The 16,802-nt window shown below is 73.1% G+C and carries 11 protein-coding genes; 5 read left to right on the forward strand and 6 right to left on the reverse strand.

Features of this window, described 5'->3' with window-relative positions; genetic code table 11:
- Positions 1-125 precede the first annotated feature (125 nt).
- The 6 genes from RVR_RS23710 to RVR_RS23735 all read right to left on the reverse strand — a co-directional run bounded on the left by RVR_RS23710 (position 126) and on the right by RVR_RS23735 (position 8,211).
- Positions 126-842, reverse strand: a complete 717-nt coding sequence (locus RVR_RS23710) for a PspA/IM30 family protein (protein ID WP_202235864.1) — start codon at positions 840-842, stop codon at positions 126-128.
- Between the two features lie 128 nt (positions 843-970).
- Positions 971-3,043 carry a TPM domain-containing protein gene (locus RVR_RS23715; protein ID WP_202239030.1) on the reverse strand — a complete coding sequence of 691 codons (2,073 nt, stop codon included), beginning with the start codon at positions 3,041-3,043 and terminating at the stop codon, positions 971-973.
- Positions 3,044-4,026: 983 nt separating this feature from the next.
- Positions 4,027-4,800, reverse strand: coding sequence for a succinate dehydrogenase/fumarate reductase iron-sulfur subunit (locus RVR_RS23720; RefSeq protein WP_202235866.1), 774 nt, complete (start codon positions 4,798-4,800; stop codon positions 4,027-4,029).
- Positions 4,797-6,809, reverse strand: a complete 2,013-nt coding sequence (locus tag RVR_RS23725; protein WP_202235867.1) for a fumarate reductase/succinate dehydrogenase flavoprotein subunit — start codon at positions 6,807-6,809, stop codon at positions 4,797-4,799. The genes RVR_RS23720 and RVR_RS23725 overlap by 4 nt, the downstream gene beginning before the upstream one ends.
- A 1-nt stretch (position 6,810) precedes the next feature.
- Positions 6,811-7,686, reverse strand: a complete 876-nt coding sequence (locus RVR_RS23730; protein ID WP_430393169.1) for a hypothetical protein — start codon at positions 7,684-7,686, stop codon at positions 6,811-6,813.
- A gap of 237 nt (positions 7,687-7,923) precedes the next feature.
- Complete coding sequence (locus tag RVR_RS23735; protein ID WP_202235868.1) at positions 7,924-8,211, reverse strand: hypothetical protein; 288 nt, start codon at positions 8,209-8,211, stop codon at positions 7,924-7,926.
- Positions 8,212-8,803: 592 nt separating this feature from the next.
- On the opposite strand from RVR_RS23735, the gene RVR_RS23740 reads away from it, so the two are divergent.
- The 5 genes from RVR_RS23740 (at position 8,804) to RVR_RS23760 (ending at position 16,801) form a co-directional block, all read left to right on the forward strand.
- Positions 8,804-10,621, forward strand: coding sequence for an ABC transporter family substrate-binding protein (locus tag RVR_RS23740; protein ID WP_202235869.1), 1,818 nt, complete (start codon positions 8,804-8,806; stop codon positions 10,619-10,621).
- Positions 10,622-10,953: 332 nt separating this feature from the next.
- Positions 10,954-12,819, forward strand: a complete 1,866-nt coding sequence (gene typA, locus RVR_RS23745) for a translational GTPase TypA (protein ID WP_202235870.1) — start codon at positions 10,954-10,956, stop codon at positions 12,817-12,819.
- Between the two features lie 414 nt (positions 12,820-13,233).
- A complete protein-coding gene (locus RVR_RS23750) occupies positions 13,234-14,868 on the forward strand; it encodes a peptide ABC transporter substrate-binding protein (protein WP_202235871.1) in 1,635 nt (544 codons plus the stop codon).
- 78 nt (positions 14,869-14,946) lie between these two features.
- On the forward strand, positions 14,947-15,870 hold the full coding sequence (locus RVR_RS23755) for an ABC transporter permease (RefSeq protein ID WP_202235872.1): 924 nt from the start codon (positions 14,947-14,949) through the stop codon (positions 15,868-15,870).
- The gene (locus RVR_RS23760) at positions 15,863-16,801 is read left to right on the forward strand and encodes an ABC transporter permease (RefSeq protein WP_202235873.1); all 939 of its coding nucleotides are present in this window, start codon (positions 15,863-15,865) and stop codon (positions 16,799-16,801) included. Before RVR_RS23755 ends, RVR_RS23760 begins: the two co-directional genes overlap by 8 nt.
- Position 16,802: the final 1 nt, after the last annotated feature.

A 16,802-nucleotide genomic window follows, 5' to 3' on the forward strand; every position in this document is an offset into this window, starting at 1 on the left:
CGCCGCGGCCGGCTGCCCCCGCCCCGCGCCGCGCCCACCGCCGCGCCCACCGCCGCGGCCCCGCGGCCGGCTCCCCTCCCGTGCCCCCGGCGCCGCCGCCCGCTGCCGCGGCCCGGCGCCCTGGGTCAGGCGGCGCCGGACTTCAGCCGGGCCAGCCGGGCGTCGATCTCCGCGCTGTCGCCCATCGCGTCCAGCGACTCGAACTGCCTGTCCAGCGAGGACGCCGCCAGCTCCTGGCGGCCCTGCGCCCGGGCCTCCTCGCGCCGCACCTTGTCCTCGAACCGGCCCAACTCGCTCGTCGGGTCGAGGACGTTGACGCTCTTGACCGCGTCCACCATGGTGTTCTGCGCGTGCGCGGTGCGCGAGCGGGCCACCAGCTCGTCCCGCCTGGAACGGAGTTGCCGCAGCCGCTCCTTCATGTCGTCCAGGCCGCCGCGGAGTTGCTCCACCACCTCCCGCTGCGAGGCGATCACCGGCTGCGCGGTCCGCGCCTCCTTCTCCGACTGGAGCTGGCGGCCGAGCGCCACCTTGGCGAGGTTGTCGAACCGGTCGGCCTCGCCGGAGGCGCCCGACGCCCGCAGCTCGTCCGCCTTGCGGCTGGCCGCGGCCGCCTTGCCGCCCCACTCCGCCGCCGCCGACACGTCCTCGGCGTGGTCCTGCTCCATCATCCGCAGGTTGCCGATGGTGCCGGCGACGGCGTCCTCGGCCTCCCGGATGTTGTCGGTGTACTCCCGGATGAGCTGGTCGATCATCTTCTGCGGGTCCTCGGCCTGGTCGAGGAGCGCGTTGATGTTCGCCTTGGCGAGCTGCGCCACCCGGCCGAGGATCGTCTGCTTCGTCATCGCCACTCCTTGGCTGACCTGGTGTCCTGCGGTTCTCGGTGTCCTGCCGTCTGTGCGGTGCGTGCGGTGCGTTCGGTGGGGTGCGGTGCGGTGGGCCGGGGGAGCGGTGCGATCCGGGGCCGCCCGACCTAGAACCGCCCGCCGCCGCCCATCCGGCCGCGGGTACCGCCGCCGCCGAAGCTGCCCGGGCCCGCGCCGCCGCCCATCCCGCCGCCGTACCCGCCGTAGCCGCCCATGCCGTAGCCGCGGGTCCGGCCGCCGCCGAGCAGGTCGCCCAGCAGGATGCCGCCGAGCACGGCGCCGCCGACCCCGGCCATGCCGCCCCCGCCGCCGTAGCCGCCGCGCCCCCGCCGCCCGCCGAAGCCGGAGACGTCGTCCTGCGCGTGGGCCTGCGCCTCCCGGGCCAGCCGGTCCGCCTCGCGGGCGTGCTCCAGAGCCTGCGGCGGGTCGTCCGCCGCCAGCGCCTCCGCCCGGTGCAGGCGGCGCTCCGCCTCGGTCAGCCGGGTCCTGGCCCGGCTGCCGATCGCGCCGCGGTGCGTGGTGACCGCGTCCCGGGCCGCCGCGACCTCGCTGCGCGCCGCCAGCAGCGCCTGGTCCAGCAACCCCGCGGTCCGGCGCTGCCCGGCCTCCTGCTCCCGGGCGCCGGCCAGCGAGCCGTCGAGCGCGGCGTCCGCCTCCTCCACCCGCCGCAGCGCCGCGATCGGGTCGGGCCGGCCCCCGGCCAGCTCCGCGCGCACCGCCGCGACCACGCTCTCCGCCCGCGCCACCCGCCCGCGCAGCTCGGCATGGGCCGGACCGGCGCCGCCGGGTGCGTCTCCGCCCGGCCCCGGGCCCAGGACGGCTCGCGCCTCGGCGAGATCGGCCTCGGTCTCCGCCAGCGCCTCGGCCAGCTTCGTGTCGGCGGCGCGCAGTTCCTGCTCCCTGCGGGTGACGGAGTCGGCGAGCACCGTCGCCTGGTCGAGGGCTCCCTCGGCGGCGCGCACGAAGACCGCGGCCCGGCCGTGGTCGGTGCCGATCGCGGCGTGCGCCTGCTCCAGACTGGTGCGGGCGAAGTCCAGCCGGTCGCGGGCCTCGGCCGGGTAGCCGGCCACCGGTTCGAGCGCGGAGGCGGCGTAGCGCTCCGCCAGCGGGCCGAGCGCGGCCGCCGCCGCGTCGATCCGGGCCGGCAGCGCCGCCGCCTTCTCCTCCGCCCGCGCCAGCACCTGCGGGGCGTTCGCCTCCATCGCGCGCAGCCGGTCGAACGCCTCCGACTCCGCGTCCAGCCGCCGGTTCGCCTGGGTGCAGCGGGACAGGATCTCGTCGAGCATCTGGCGCCGGGTCGTGTCGTCCTCCTGCCCGGCGTGCCCGGCGTCGTCCAGCTTCTGCCGTAGCCGGAACGCCGCGGTCAGCTCGCCCTTGGCGTACTCCACCGCCTCGCCGAACGGCCGCGCGGCGTCCTCGCCGAACTGCGCCGCCGCGAACCCCACGTCCTCCTCGCTGGTGCGCACCGCGTCGTCGGTGGCCACCAGCAGTTCGCGCGCCTGGGCGTCCAGCTCCGGCAGCGGGGTGACCGGCACCGGCTGCTTCGGCCGCGTCCGCCACTGCTCCGCGCCCCGGCCCGCGGAGGTGCGCACCGGCCGCTGCCGGTCCGCGCGCCTGCGGTACGCCCACACGCCCAGCAGCAGCGCCGCGCCCAGCGCGACCACCGGAATCCACACCGAGCCGGAGGTGCGGCCGCTCGTGCCGCCCGGGTCGGCGGCGCCGGGGGTGATCGCCGGGGCGGTGACCGGGGCGCCGTCGAGCACCGCGTCGTAGCCGCCGGCCGCGCCGACCGCCGCGCCCGCCCAGTCGTTCTGCCGCAGCGCCGGCTCGATCGCCCGGTCGCCCACCTCGTCGATCTGCGCCTGGCTCAGGCCCGACTGCTCGTCCGCGGAGACGGCGTAGCGCCGGTCGTGGGTGGCCACCGCGAGCAGCACGTCCTTGCGGCCCAGTCCGTTCCGCACGGCGGTCGCGTTCGCCCAGTCCTGCGGGGAGGCGCCGGAGAAGCCGCTGACGTAGACCGCGAAGAGCTGGACCCGGTGCCGGTCGTAGAGGCGGTCCAGCGCGGAGCGCACCTCGCCCGTCCGGTCCTGGAGCGCGTCGACCCGGTCGGTGACCTGGCCGGTCCTGGCCAGGGGTATCGGGGCGTCCGCGGCCGCCCGCGGGGGCGGTCCCGCGCCCATCGCCAGCGCGGCCAGGGCGGCCAGCGCGGCGGCCGACGACTTACGTTTGTGGCGCACCGCGTTGCCTCCCGCTGTCCGCGCCACGGTCCACCGCGTGGCTCTTTTCGGGAGCGTATGTGCCCCTTATGCGTCGCGCGACTGGGGAACGGCCCCGCGGCCCGGCTCCGGGAGGGGTCCCCGGCGTCCCGGTCCAACCTCCGTACTCCGCCGAACGGGGGATCGCGGCCGGGCTTCGCGGCGACGTCGCCGCGCGTCGCGCACCGGCCCGGAACGCGCCGCGCACGGTCCCCGGCCTCCCCGGCCGCGCCTCGGCCATCCCGACGGCGCCGGCGACGGGTTCTCGCGCACGGCGGGAGGCATGGGAGACGACGGACGGCGGGCTGTACGGCCGGGTGCGAGGTGGTGGAGTCCACCAGGGACGCGCTCGGACGCACCGGCGTGCCCGGGCAGCCGCTGCCCGTCGTGCTGCTCGTCGGCGCGCGCGGTAGCGGCCGCTCGGTGCTGCTCGACCGGCGGCGGCGGGAGTTCGGCGGGCGCTGCCCGCGCGGTCAGCGGCCCGCCGACTGCCTGCTGCTCGACGACGCGGGCAGCCGGGCGGGCTGTTCCTGGAACCGCTCGCCGAGTGCCGCCGTGGGAGCCCACAGGGCGCGTGAGCGGCCCGACCCCGTGCTGGTGGTGGCCGTCCGGCGCGGCCCGGCGCGCACGCGACGGCACCGCTCGCCTCGACCGCCGGACGGCTGGACGTCGCCGTCCGGCGCCCCGTCGCTCCGGCCGGCGAGGACCACCCGGTGTGGTGGTACCCGGTCCGGTCTCACCGACCTCGGCCACGAGGACGTGGTGGCGATGTGCGGCAGCGGCGTGCCCGGCGGCCGGCAGCCGGCAGCACGACGCGAGCCACCTGTGCGACCTGACCGGCGGCCACCTGGAGGCGGTCGACCGGCTCGCCCACCTGCGGGCGCGGCGACGGTCGCGGCGGACGGGGGCTACTGGCCGCGGCGCCTGATCTTCGAGCCGAGCCACACCAGCGGGTCGTACTTGCGGTCCACGGCACGCTCCTTGAGCGGGATCAGCGCGTTGTCGGTGATGTGGATGTGCTCGGGGCAGACCTCCGTGCAGCACTTGGTGATGTTGCAGTAGCCCAGGCCGTGGTCGTCCTGCGCGGACTCCGCGCGGGTCGGGCCGCCGCCCGCGGCCGCGGCGTCCAGCGGGTGCATGTCCAGCTCGGCGACCCGCATCAGGAACCGCGGCCCGGCGAACGCGCCCTTGTTCTCCTCGTGGTCGCGCACCACGTGGCAGGTGTCCTGGCACAGGAAGCACTCGATGCACTTGCGGAACTCCTGCGAGCGCTCCACGTCCACCTGCGCCATCCGGTACTCGCCGGCCGCCACGCCCTCGGGCGGCACGAACGACGGGATCTCGCGCGCCTTGGCGTAGTTGAAGGACACGTCGGTGACCAGGTCGCGGACCACCGGGAAGGCCCGCAGCGGGGTGACGGTCACCGTCTCGCCGCGGTCGAAGACCGACATCCGGGTCATGCACATCAGCCGCGGCCGCCCGTTGATCTCCGCGCTGCACGAACCGCACTTGCCCGCCTTGCAGTTCCAGCGCACCGCGAGGTCGTTCGCCTGGGTGGCCTGGAGCCGGTGGATGATGTCGAGCACCACCTCGCCGTCGTTGACCTCGACGTCGTAGTCCGCGAGGTCGCCGCCGCCGGCGTCGCCCCGCCACACCCGGAACCGGGCCGTGTACGTGCTCACGCGTCCAACTCCTCGTCCGTCAGGTACTTCCGGAGCTCGTCCCGTTCGAACAGGGCGAGCAGGTCGGGCCGGATCGGGGTGGTCGGGCTGCGGCGCAGCGCCACCGCGCCGCCGGCCCCGTCCGACAGCTCGCACACCAGGTTGACCTTGCGCCAGGCGCGGTCCATGCCGGGGTGGTCGTCGCGGGTGTGGCCGCCGCGGCTCTCGGTGCGCTCCAGCGCCGCCCGTGCCACGCACTCGCTGACCAGCAGCATGTTGCGCAGGTCGATGGCCAGGTGCCAGCCCGGGTTGAACTGCCGGTGGCCCTCCACCCCGGCGCGCCCGGCCCGCTCGCGCAGCGCCGCCAGCCGCTGGAGCGCCTGCTCCATCTCCGGTGCCCGCCGGATGATCCCGACCAGGTCGTTCATCACCTGCTGGAGCTCCTGGTGCAGGGTGTAGGGGTTCTCGACGGTGCCGCCCGTGCCCGTGCCCGTACCCGTGCCGGTGCCGCCGTCCGTGCCGCCACCGGTGCCGCCGCCCGGGCCCGCGCCGCCCGGCTCCGCCCCCGCTCCCGCCAGGGCCTCCGCCAGGGCCTCCGCCACGCCGAACGGCCGCAGCGCCTCCGCCGCCGCCTCGTCGATCTGCGCGTCGTCGGCGACCGGGCGGCCCTCGCCCAGCGCGGCCGCGTGGCGTGCCGCGTGCAGCCCGGCGCGGCGGCCGAACACCAGCAGGTCCGACAGCGAGTTGCCGCCCAGCCGGTTCGAGCCGTGCATGCCGCCGGCCACCTCGCCGGCCGCGAACAGGCCCGGCACCCCGGTGGCCGCCGCGGTGTCCGGGTCCACCTCGACCCCGCCCATCATGTAGTGGCAGGTCGGCCCGACCTCCATCGGCTCGGCGGTGATGTCGACGTCGGCCAGCTCCTTGAACTGGTGGTGCATCGACGGCAGCCGGCGGGTGATCTCCTCCGGGGTGAGCCGGCTCGACACGTCCAGGTACACCCCGCCGTGCGGGGAGCCGCGGCCGGCCTTCACCTCGGAGTTGATCGCGCGGGCCACCTCGTCGCGCGGCAGCAGCTCCGGCGGCCTGCGGTGCCGGTCCGGGTCGGAGTACCAGCCGTCGGCCTCCTCCTCCGACTGCGCGTACTTCTCCTTGAAGACGTCCGGCACGTAGCCGAACATGAACCGCTCGCCCTCGCTGTTGCGCAGCACCCCGCCGTCGCCGCGCACCGACTCGGTGACGAGGATCCCCTTCACCGACGGCGGCCAGACCATCCCGGTCGGGTGGAACTGGATGAACTCCATGTTGATCAGCGGCGCCCCGGCCAGCAGCGCCAGCGCGTGCCCGTCGCCGGTGTACTCCCACGAGTTGGAGGTGACCTTGAACGACTTGCCGATGCCGCCGGTGGCCAGCACCACCGCGGGCGCGTCGATCACGAACAGCCGCCCCGACTCGCGGACGTAGCCGAAGACCCCGGCGACCTCGCCGCCGGGGCCCTTGAGCACCCGGGTGACCGTGCACTCCTGGAAGACCCTCAGCCCCGACTCGTAGGAGCCGCCGGCGGCGTGGTCCTCCTGCTGGAGCGAGACGATCTTCTGCTGGAGGGTGCGGATCAGCTCCAGGCCGGTACGGTCGCCGACGTGCGCCAGCCGCGGGTACTCGTGGCCGCCGAAGTTGCGCTGGGATATCCGCCCGTCCGCGGTGCGGTCGAACAGCGCCCCCCAGGTCTCCAGCTCCCACACCCGGTCCGGCGCCTCCTTGGCGTGCAGCTCGGCCATCCGCCAGTGGTTGAGGAACTTCCCGCCGCGCATGGTGTCGCGGAAGTGCACCTGCCAGTTGTCGCCGGAGTTGACGTTGCCCATGCTCGCCGCGATGCCGCCCTCGGCCATCACCGTGTGCGCCTTGCCGAACAGGGACTTGCAGATCACCGCGGTGCGCAGCCCCTGCGCGCGGGCCTCGATCGCGGCGCGCAGCCCGGCGCCGCCCGCGCCGACCACGACCACGTCGTACGCGTGCCGTTCCACGTTTGCCATCTCAGAAGAACCTCGGATCGTCGAATGCGCCGCTGGACACCAGGTACACGTACAGGTCCGCGACACCGACGCTGATCAGCGAGGACCAGGCGAGCAGCATGTGGCGGCCGTTGAGCACCCCGACCCATCCCCACAGCCGGTAGCGCACCGGGTGGGCGGAGAAGTGCCGCAGCTTGCCGCCGATGATGTGCCGGCAGGAGTGGCAGGAGAGGGTGTACGCCCAGATCAGGGCGATGTTCACCAGGAGCACCAGGGTGCCGAGTCCGGCGTGGCCCCAGTGGCCGTGCCGGTCGCGGAAGGCGAGCACGGTGTCGTAGCTGAGGATGCCCGCGACCACGACGGCCAGGTAGAAGAAGTAGCGGTGGACGTTCTGCAGGACCAGCGGCAGCCGGGTCTCGCCGCTGTACGACGCGTGCGGCTCCGCCACGGCGCAGGCCGGCGGGGACAACCAGAACGACCGGTAGTACGTCTTGCGGTAGTAGTAGCAGGTCAGCCGGAAGCCCAGCGGGAAGACCAGCACCAGCAGCGCCGGGGACAGGCCCCACCAGTTCCCGAACAGGTGCCAGTCGGCGCCGCCGTTCATGTCGGTGCAGTTCGAGGCGAGGCAGGGCGAGTAGAACGGCGACACGTAGGGCGCCGCGTAGTAGTGCGCGTTCGCGAACGCCCGCCAGGTCGAGTAGCCGATGAACGCCGCCAGCCCGAGCGCGCTGACCAGGGGTGGCAGCCACCACCGGTCGGTTCTCAGGTGCGGTGCGGAGATCGCCGCGCGGCCGGGGCTGCCGACGCCGGCGGTGATCCGCGCGGGGACGGTCGGCCGCGGGCCCGGCGCGGGGCTCGGCGGGGTGTTCGGGGTGCTCGGCGTGGTTCCGGTGGACAAGGGTCACTCCGCGGTGGAGGGCAGGGAGCACACCCGCCGCGCGGCGGCGGGTCAGGGCCCGTGGGAGGGCCGCGGGGGCGGCGCCGGCGGCGTACACCGTAGCCGCAGGGAAGGCCCGGATCGCCCCGGATCGCCGGGGAGGGCGGATCGCCGGGGAGGGCGGGGCGCCGGCCGGCCCGGCCCCGGGCGCGCGGTGACGCGCGGGGCAGGCGGGCGGCCGGCGGCGGGCGCCGGGTCTCAGGGCGCGTGCCGGTGGGGCGAGCCCAGCCCCTCGTCCTCGGCGTCCGCCCACAGCCCCCGGTCGTAGGGCGCGTCCGGGATCGAGACGATCTCGGGGACGCGCCGGCCCGTGGCCTCGGGCACCGACTCCCGCAGCAGGGTCAGGCTGTCCCGCAGGTGGTCCGCGGCCGAGCGCACGCGGCGCATGTCCAGGGTCTGGCCGGCGTGCTCGTCGAGCCGGCCCACGCAGCGCATCAGGTCGTCCAGCCGCCGCTGGACCGAAGTCAGGTCGTCGTGCAGGGACATGGAGTGCCCTCGCCATCTGTCGCCGTGCGAAGTTGCGAAGCAGCGCTTGGGCCTGTCGTCCGGATCTCCGTGGGCGAAGGAGCGGGGCCGACGCCCTCCATGGCCGTGCGGCACGGGAGGTCCCCCCGGTGCAAGGCGCAGGAGGAGGTCGACGCGGTGGAGGCACCTCCCACGCCGCAGGCCGCAGGGGGAGCCGGGTGACCGGCGGGAAAACAGCAGGTGTGCGTGCCGGGCACCATGACGCCACGGGGATCCGAACAACAAGCCCTAGGAGTGTCGCGTGTCACACCGGCTCTTGTGAAGACCGCTGCACCGACCGGGTGCGACCGGGCGGCTCCCGTCCGTACCCGGGTGGGCCGCACGGGCGGCGGCCGTACCAGCGCCCCGGCGTACGGCGGTCGGCGGCGGTTTCTGAGCCGTCCGGGTGGACCCCGGGCGCAGGTGCGTCGTGTCCCGGGCGGAAGGGGCACAGCTCTCCTTGCAGTGAGGGCAGGGCCCTCGCTCTCCCGTCCCCGTGCTTCAGGCCGATCGATGACGTCCCGGTCGTGCGCCGTGCAGTGGCGCCTGCCGGGACGCGGAGGTGTCCGAGCCCATGAACCACAGCGCGAAACCGGCCGCCGTACCGCCGGCGGCCCCCCAGCGGCGCCGCCGCGCCGTGTCGACCACGGCATGCGTCGCCATGGCGGTGGCGGTCGGCGCCACCGCGCTGACCGCCTGCTCCTCGTCCGGCACCAAGGCCGCCGGCACCGCCGGCACCGACGTGGCCGCCGTCTCCCGCGCCGGGGTGCGCGACGGCGGCACCCTCGACTGGGCCGTCGACGCGATGCCGAAGACCCTCAACGCCTACCAGTCCGACGCGGACGCCGGCACCACCACCGTCACCGGCGCGACCCTGCCGGCGATGTTCCGGCTGGACGCCCACGGCGCCCCCCGGCTGGACACCGACTACGTCACCTCCGCGAAGGTCACCGCCCAGGACCCGCGCCAGGTCGTCACCTACGACCTCAACCCGAAGGCGAAGTGGAGCGACGGCCGGGCGATCGGCGCCGACGACTTCGCTGCGCAGTGGAAGGCGCTCGGCGGCAAGGACTCCGCCTTCTGGAGCGCCCGCAACGCCGGCTACGACCGGATCTCCGCGATCGGCCGCGGCGCCGGCGCGCACCAGGTCAAGGTCACCTTCGCCACCCCCTACGCCGACTGGCGCTCGCTGTTCGCGCCGCTGTACCCGAAGACGGTGACCGGCAGCGCGGACGCGTTCAACGACGGGGTGCGCACTTCGCTGCCGGTGTCCGCGGGACCGTTCACGGTCCGGGCGGAGGACGCCGACGCCGGCACCGTCACCCTCGCGCGCAGCGACCGGTGGTGGGGCGCCCGGGCCAAGCTCGACCGGATCGTGCTGACCACGGTGGCGCGCGACAAGCGCCCGGCGCAGTTGTCGGCCGGCAAGCTCGACGTCGCCGAGATCGATCCGGGCGAGCTGTCCGCGGCCAAGCGCGCCAAGGGCGTCGGGGTGCGCACCGCGCCGGACGCCGCGTACGCGCAGCTCGCGCTGAACGGCAGTTCCGGCCCGCTCGCCGACGAGAAGGTGCGGCACGCGGTGGCCCGCGCGATCGACCGGAAGAAGATCGCCGCGAGCGTGCTCGAACCGCTCGGCCTGCCCGCCGAGCCGCTCGGCAACCACCTGGTGCTGCCCTCGCAGGCCGGGTACGCCGACCACAGCTCCGCGCTGGGCAGCGCCGACGTCGAGCAGGCCGCGGCGCTGCTCGCCGACGCCGGCTGGCAGCGGCCGGCCGCCGGCAGGACCGGCGACCAGGCCGCCGGGCCCGAGGGGCCGACCCGTACCACCGCGTCCGGGGCGCTGACCGTGGTGGAGCCGGCCCGGGCGGCGACGAAGAACGGCAAGGGCCTGACCATGCGGTTCGTGCTGCCGGCCGGCTCGCCCACGCTCGACCGGGTCGGCGGGCAGATCGCGAGGATGCTCTCGCAGATCGGCATCCGCACGGAGATCAGCAAGGTCGCCGACGACAGCTTCTTCCAGGACCACGTCGCGTCCGGCGACTTCGACCTGGCGCTGTACTCCTGGCCCGGCACCGCCTTCCCGGCCACCGACGACACACCGATCTTCGCCAAGCCGGTGCCCGCGCCGGACGGGTCACTCGCCGTCGCGGAGAACTACACGCGGGTCGGCACCGACCAGATCGACCAGCTCATGGCGCGGGCCGGCAGCGAGCTGGACGCCGGGCAGGCGCGCAGCCTCACCAACCAGGCCGACGAGCGGATCTGGGCGGCCGCGGCGTCGATCCCGCTCTACCAGCGGCCCGAGGTCGTCGCGCTGCGGACGAACGTGGCGAACGCGGGGGCCTTCGGGTTCGAGACGCCGGCCTACCAGAACATCGGGTTCCGCAAGTAGCGGCCCCTCGGCGGACCCTCCGGGGCGGGTGGTGCCGGTGGTTCACGGGACCACCCGCCGGCGGGGCTGGTCGCGCGTTCCCCGCGCCCCTCGGGGGCGCGGGCTTCTTCGCGGACAGAGCCGAGCAGACACGGGGGCGTGGGGGACTGCGCGACAGGCCGCCCGCCGGCAGATGGCCCCGGAACGGGCCAGGTGGGGCAGGCTGGAAGGTCCTGCCCCCGCCGGAGGCCCTACCATGGGGTGAGGCCGTGGCGTGACCCTGCCCGGCGGGCGACTCGCGTCGAAGGAGAAGGCGCGACGCCATCCACGATCCCGGGAGAAGCGCCGCATTCATGTCCACGCGCCACGACATCCGTAACGTCGCCATCGTCGCCCACGTCGACCACGGGAAGACGACCCTGGTGGACGCCATGCTGAAGCAGGCCGGGGCGTTCGCCGCGCACCAGCATCTGGACGACCGGATGATGGACTCCAACGACCTGGAGCGCGAGAAGGGCATCACCATTCTCGCGAAGAACACCGCCGTCAAGTACCACCCGAAGGACGGCGGCGACCCGGTCACGATCAACATCATCGACACCCCCGGCCACGCCGACTTCGGCGGCGAGGTCGAGCGCGGCCTGTCCATGGTGGACGCGGTGGTGCTCCTGGTGGACGCCTCCGAGGGCCCGCTGCCGCAGACCCGCTTCGTGCTGCGCAAGGCGCTGTCCGCGCGGCTGCCGGTGATCCTGTGCATCAACAAGACCGACCGCCCGGACTCCCGCATCGACGAGGTCGTCAACGAGACGTACGACCTCTTCCTGGACCTGGACGCGGACGAGGACCAGATCGAGTTCCCGATCGTCTACGCCTGCGCGCGGGACGGCATCGCCTCGCTCACCAAGCCGGAGAACGGCACGGTGCCGGCCGACAGCGACAACCTGGAGCCGTTCTTCTCGACCATCCTGTCCACCGTCCCCGCGCCGACCTACGACGAGCAGGCGCCGCTCCAGGCCCACGTCACCAACCTCGACGCGGACAACTTCCTCGGCCGCATCGCGCTGCTGCGGGTCGAGCAGGGCCACCTGCAGAAGGGCCAGACGGTCGCCTGGATCAAGCGCGACGGCACCATCGCCAACGTCCGCATCACCGAGCTGATGATGACCGAGGCGCTGACCCGCAAGCCCGCCGAGTCCGCCGGGCCCGGCGACATCTGCGCGGTGGCGGGCATCCCCGACATCATGATCGGCGAGACGCTCGCCGACCCGGAGAACCCGATCGCGCTGCCGCTGATCACGGTGGACGAGCCGGCCATCTCGATGACGATCGGCACCAACACCTCGCCGCTGGTCGGCAAGGGCGGCAAGGGCCACAAGGTGACCGCGCGCCTGGTGAAGGACCGGCTGGAGCGCGAACTCGTCGGCAACGTGTCCCTGCGGGTGCTGCCGACCGAGCGTCCGGACGCCTGGGAGGTGCAGGGCCGCGGTGAGCTGGCGCTGGCGATCCTGGTGGAGACGATGCGCCGGGAGGGCTTCGAGCTGACCGTCGGCAAGCCCGAGGTGGTCACCCGGGAGATCAACGGCAAGCTGCACGAGCCGATCGAGCGGATGACCATCGACTCGCCGGAGGAGCATCTGGGCGCGATCACCCAGCTCATGGCGACCCGCAAGGGCCGGATGGAGACGATGACCAACCACGGCTCGGGCTGGATCCGGATGGAGTGGATCGTGCCGTCGCGCGGCCTGATCGGATTCCGGACGGAGTTCCTCACCCAGACCCGCGGCACCGGCATCGCGCACTCCATCTTCGAGGGCCACGAGCCGTGGTTCGGCGAGCTGCGCACCCGCAACAACGGCTCGCTGGTCGCGGACCGCGCCGGCGTCGTGACGCCGTTCGCGATGACCAACCTCCAGGAGCGCGGCGTGCTGTTCTGCGAGCCGACCACGGAGGTCTACGAGGGCATGATCGTGGGCGAGAACTCCCGCTCCGACGACATGGACGTGAACATCACCAAGGAGAAGAAGCTCACCAACATGCGGTCGTCCACCGCGGACGTGACCGAGTCGATCGTGCCGCCGCGGAAGCTGTCGCTGGAGCAGTCGCTGGAGTTCTGCCGCGACGACGAGTGCATCGAGGTCACCCCGGAGACCGTGCGCATCCGCAAGGTCGTCCTGGACCAGAAGGAGCGCGGCCGGGCGGCCGCCCGCGCCAAGCGGTAGAGCGGCCCTTGGAAGGGGCGCTGGGAACCACGTCCAGCGCCCCTTCGGCATGTCCGGCGCACGTTCCGGCAGGTCAGACGCAGGGTGCGCGGCGCGTCCGGATATCGGACACATGTGTCCGTTAGTTAATTCACATTTCATGTTTTGCGGGTGTCTGTATACGTTCCGGATTGTCCGCTTTTCAGGACGGTGTGTGCCTTCCGCCGTTACCTGTGCGTGACCACGGCCGCCCGGCGGCCGCCGCCCGTGACGGATAGTGGATCGGGTTGAGCCCGGGTCAACGGGTCAGGCGCGGCCACGCCGCGCCGGCCCGAGAGCGGGAAGGGCCGCGGTCGCTGTCAGGGGGGTCAGGGCCGTCCGGCCTCCCCCCACCTCGACACACGTATCGACAGTGACGCCTGAGGAGGCATACCCATGCGCGGTGCCAGGAGCGCCAAGTGGGTCGTGGGAGCGGCGGTGGTCGCGCTGGCCGCGACCGCATGCGGTTCCGGCAGCACGGACAAGGCCGGCGGTTCCGACGACGGGATCGTCAGGGCCTGGTGGGGCGACCCGCAGAACCCGCTCGAGCCCGCGAACACCAACGAGGTGCAGGGCGGCAAGGTCCTGGACATGATCTTCATGGACCTCAAGGAGTACGACCCGAAGACGGGCAAGGCCAACCTCGAGGCGGCCCAGTCGATCGACACGACCGACCAGCAGAACTTCACCGTCAAGCTCAAGCCGGGCCTGAAGTTCTCCGACGGCACCCCGGTCACCGCCAAGTCCTTCGTGGACGCGTGGAACTACGGCGCGCTGCTCACCAACAAGCAGCTCAACGCGTACTTCTTCGAGGACATCGAGGGCTACGACAAGGTGCACCCGGACAGCGGCGCGCCGACGGCGAAGACCATGTCCGGCCTGAAGGTCGTCGACAGCACCACCTTCACCGTCAAGCTCACCCAGAAGTTCTCCACCTGGCCGGACCGGCTCGGCTACAAGGCGTTCGCGCCGCTGCCGACGTCCTTCTTCACCGACCACTCCGGCTACCTGGACAAGCCGGTCGGCGACGGCCCGTACAAGATCGTGTCGTACGCGAAGGGCTCCAGCATGAAGCTGGTGCCGAACCCGTACTACACCGGGCCGAGCAAGCCGAAGAACAAGGGCGTGCTGCTCAAGGTCTACACCGACTCCAACACCGCCTACGCCGACCTCCAGGCCGGCAACCTGGACGTGCTGGACGACATCCCGGCCGAGCAGCTCACGCACGCCAAGTCCGACCTGGACGGCCGCTACCTCAACCAGCCGGCCGGCATCGTGCAGACCGTGTCGTTCCCGCTGAACCAGAAGGCGTGGAACGCGCCCGGCATGGACAAGGTACGGCTCGGCCTGTCGATGGCGATCGACCGCAAGACCATCACCGAGAAGATCTTCCAGGGCACCCGCACCCCGGCCGGCGACCTCACCTCGCCCGTGCTGGGCGCGGCCGGCGGCTACAGCGCGACCATCGCGGGCGACGCGGTGACGTACGACCCGGCCAAGGCCCGCGAGCTGATCAAGGCGGGCGGCGGCATCCCCGGCGGCCACATGACGATCGGCTACAACGCCGACTCCGGCTCGCACAAGCAGTGGGTGGACGCGGTCTGCAACAGCATCAACAACGTCCTGGGCGACAACAAGGCCTGCGTCGGCGCCCCCACCGGCACCTTCGCCGACTTCCGGAACCAGATCACCAAGGGGGAGATGACCAACCCCTTCCGGTCCGGCTGGCAGATGGACTACCCGCTGATCGACGACTTCCTGACGCCGCTGTACGCGACCGGCGGCAGCTCGAACGACTCGCACTACAGCAACCCGCGGTTCGACGCGCTGATCAAGCAGGCCAACGCCGAGCCGGACACCGCCAAGGCGACGCGGCTCTACCAGCAGGCCGAGAAGCTGCTGTTCACGGACATGCCGGTGATCCCGCTCTGGTACCAGAACGGCGAGGCGGGCTGGTCCTCCCGCGTCTCGAACGTGACCGAGAACGCGTTCAGCTACCCCGTCTACACGGACATCACGGTCAACAGCTGACCCGATGCCGTGCCGTGCCCGCCCCGGTGATCCCGGGGCGGGCACGCACCACCGTCTGGTCCGATCCCTGGAGGACACATGGGGCGCTACGTCATCAGGCGACTGCTCCAGATGGTGCCGGTCTTCATCGGCACGACGTTTCTGATCTTCGTCATGGTCTACGCCCTCGGCGACCCCGTGGCGGCCATGTTCGGCGACAAGGCGCCGGACCCGGCGACCGCGGCGCAGATCAGGCACGCGATGTACCTGGACCACCCGTTGCCGGCCCAGTACGTCCACTACATGAAGCAGATCTTCACCGGTGACTTCGGCACCTCGGCCAGCGGCCAGCCGGTCACCGAGCTGATGGGCACCGCCTTCCCGGTCACCATCCGGCTGACCCTGGTCGCCTTCGTGATCGAGGCGGTGGCCGGCGTCGGCCTCGGCCTGGTCGCGGGTCTGCGCCGCGGCCGGCTCGCCGACTCCGGCGTGCTCGCGTTCACCCTGATCGTGGTCGCCGTGCCCACCTTCGTGACCGGCTACCTGCTCCAGTACTTCTTCGGCGTCAAGTGGCACATCGCCGACCCCGCGGTCGCCGAGGGCGCCCCGATCGGCGACCTGATCATGCCGGGCCTGGTGCTGGCCGGCGTCTCGCTGGCGTACGTGGCCCGGCTGACCCGCACCTCGGTCGCGGAGAACTCCCGCGCCGACTACCTGCGCACGGCCGTCGCCAAGGGCCTGCCCAGGCGCCGGGTGGTCACCGTGCACCTGCTGCGCAACTCGCTGATACCCGTGGTGACCTTCCTCGGCACCGACGTGGGCGCCCTGATGGGCGGCGCGGTCGTCACCGAGCGGATCTTCAACATCCACGGCGTCGGCTACCAGCTCTACCAGGGCATCCTGCGGCAGAACCCGCCGACGGTGGTCGGCTTCGTCACCATCCTGGTGATCATCTTCCTCGCCGCCAACCTGCTCGTCGACCTGCTCTACGCGGTCCTGGACCCGAGGATTCGGTATGCCTGAGATCACCGACAGCCCCGCGGTGGCCGGCGGCGGCGCCGTGGCCACCGCCCCGCAGCCGCCCGCCGGCCCGGGCGGGGAGCGCGCGAAGGCGCGCAGCCTGTGGTCCGACGCGTTGCAGGACCTCAGCCGCAAACCGATGTTCTACGTCTCCGGCCTGCTCATCCTCTTCCTGGTCTTCGTCTCGATCTGGCCGGGCGCCATCGCCGGGGGCAACCCGCTCTCCTGCGACCTGGCCAAGTCCCAGATGGGCGCGACCTCCGGGCACCCGTTCGGCTTCGACACCCAGGGCTGCGACGTGTACACCCGCACCGTGTACGGCGCCCGGGCGTCGGTGTCGGTCGGCATCTTCTCCACCGTCGGGGTGGCGGTGCTCGGCTCGCTGCTGGGGGGCCTGGCCGGCTTCTTCGGCGGCTGGTGGGACGCGATCCTCTCCCGGATCAGCGACGTGTTCTTCGGCATCCCGATCCTGCTGGGCGGCGTGGTGTTCCTGTCGGTGGTGAAGGGCGGCACCGTCACCACGGTGTCGGTCTTCATCGTGCTGCTGGGCTGGCCGCAGATCGCGCGCATCGCCCGCGGCGCGGTGATCACCGCCAAGCAGCAGGACTACGTGCAGGCCGCCCGCGCGCTCGGGGCGAGCAACACCCGGATGCTGCTGCGGCACATCGCGCCCAACGCGCTCGCGCCGATCATCGTGGTGGCCACCATCGCGCTGGGCACGTTCATCTCGCTGGAGGCGACGCTGTCCTTCCTCGGCGTGGGCCTGAAGCCGCCGGCCGTCTCCTGGGGCATCGACATCTCCCAGGCGTCCAGCGAGATCCGCAACGCGCCGCACATGCTGCTGTGGCCGGCGGGCGCGCTGAGCATCACGGTGCTGGCGTTCATCATGCTCGGCGACGCGGTCCGCGACGCCCTCGACCCCAAGCTGCGCTAGG

The sequence above is a fragment of the Streptomyces sp. SN-593 genome, from assembly GCF_016756395.1.
Lineage (GTDB): Bacteria > Actinomycetota > Actinomycetes > Streptomycetales > Streptomycetaceae > Actinacidiphila > Actinacidiphila reveromycinica.

Coding starts and splice junctions, on each gene's coding strand:
- typA (WP_202235870.1), top strand. CDS start 10,954: ATGTCCACGCGCCACGACATCCGTAACGTCGCCATCGTCGCCCACGTC.
- RVR_RS23760 (WP_202235873.1), top strand. CDS start 15,863: ATGCCTGAGATCACCGACAGCCCCGCGGTGGCCGGCGGCGGCGCCGTG.
- RVR_RS23735 (WP_202235868.1), bottom strand. CDS start 8,211: ATGTCCCTGCACGACGACCTGACTTCGGTCCAGCGGCGGCTGGACGAC.
- RVR_RS23715 (WP_202239030.1), bottom strand. CDS start 3,043: ATGGGCGCGGGACCGCCCCCGCGGGCGGCCGCGGACGCCCCGATACCC.
- RVR_RS23755 (WP_202235872.1), top strand. CDS start 14,947: ATGGGGCGCTACGTCATCAGGCGACTGCTCCAGATGGTGCCGGTCTTC.
- RVR_RS23725 (WP_202235867.1), bottom strand. CDS start 6,809: ATGGCAAACGTGGAACGGCACGCGTACGACGTGGTCGTGGTCGGCGCG.
- RVR_RS23710 (WP_202235864.1), bottom strand. CDS start 842: ATGACGAAGCAGACGATCCTCGGCCGGGTGGCGCAGCTCGCCAAGGCG.
- RVR_RS23750 (WP_202235871.1), top strand. CDS start 13,234: ATGCGCGGTGCCAGGAGCGCCAAGTGGGTCGTGGGAGCGGCGGTGGTC.
- RVR_RS23740 (WP_202235869.1), top strand. CDS start 8,804: ATGAACCACAGCGCGAAACCGGCCGCCGTACCGCCGGCGGCCCCCCAG.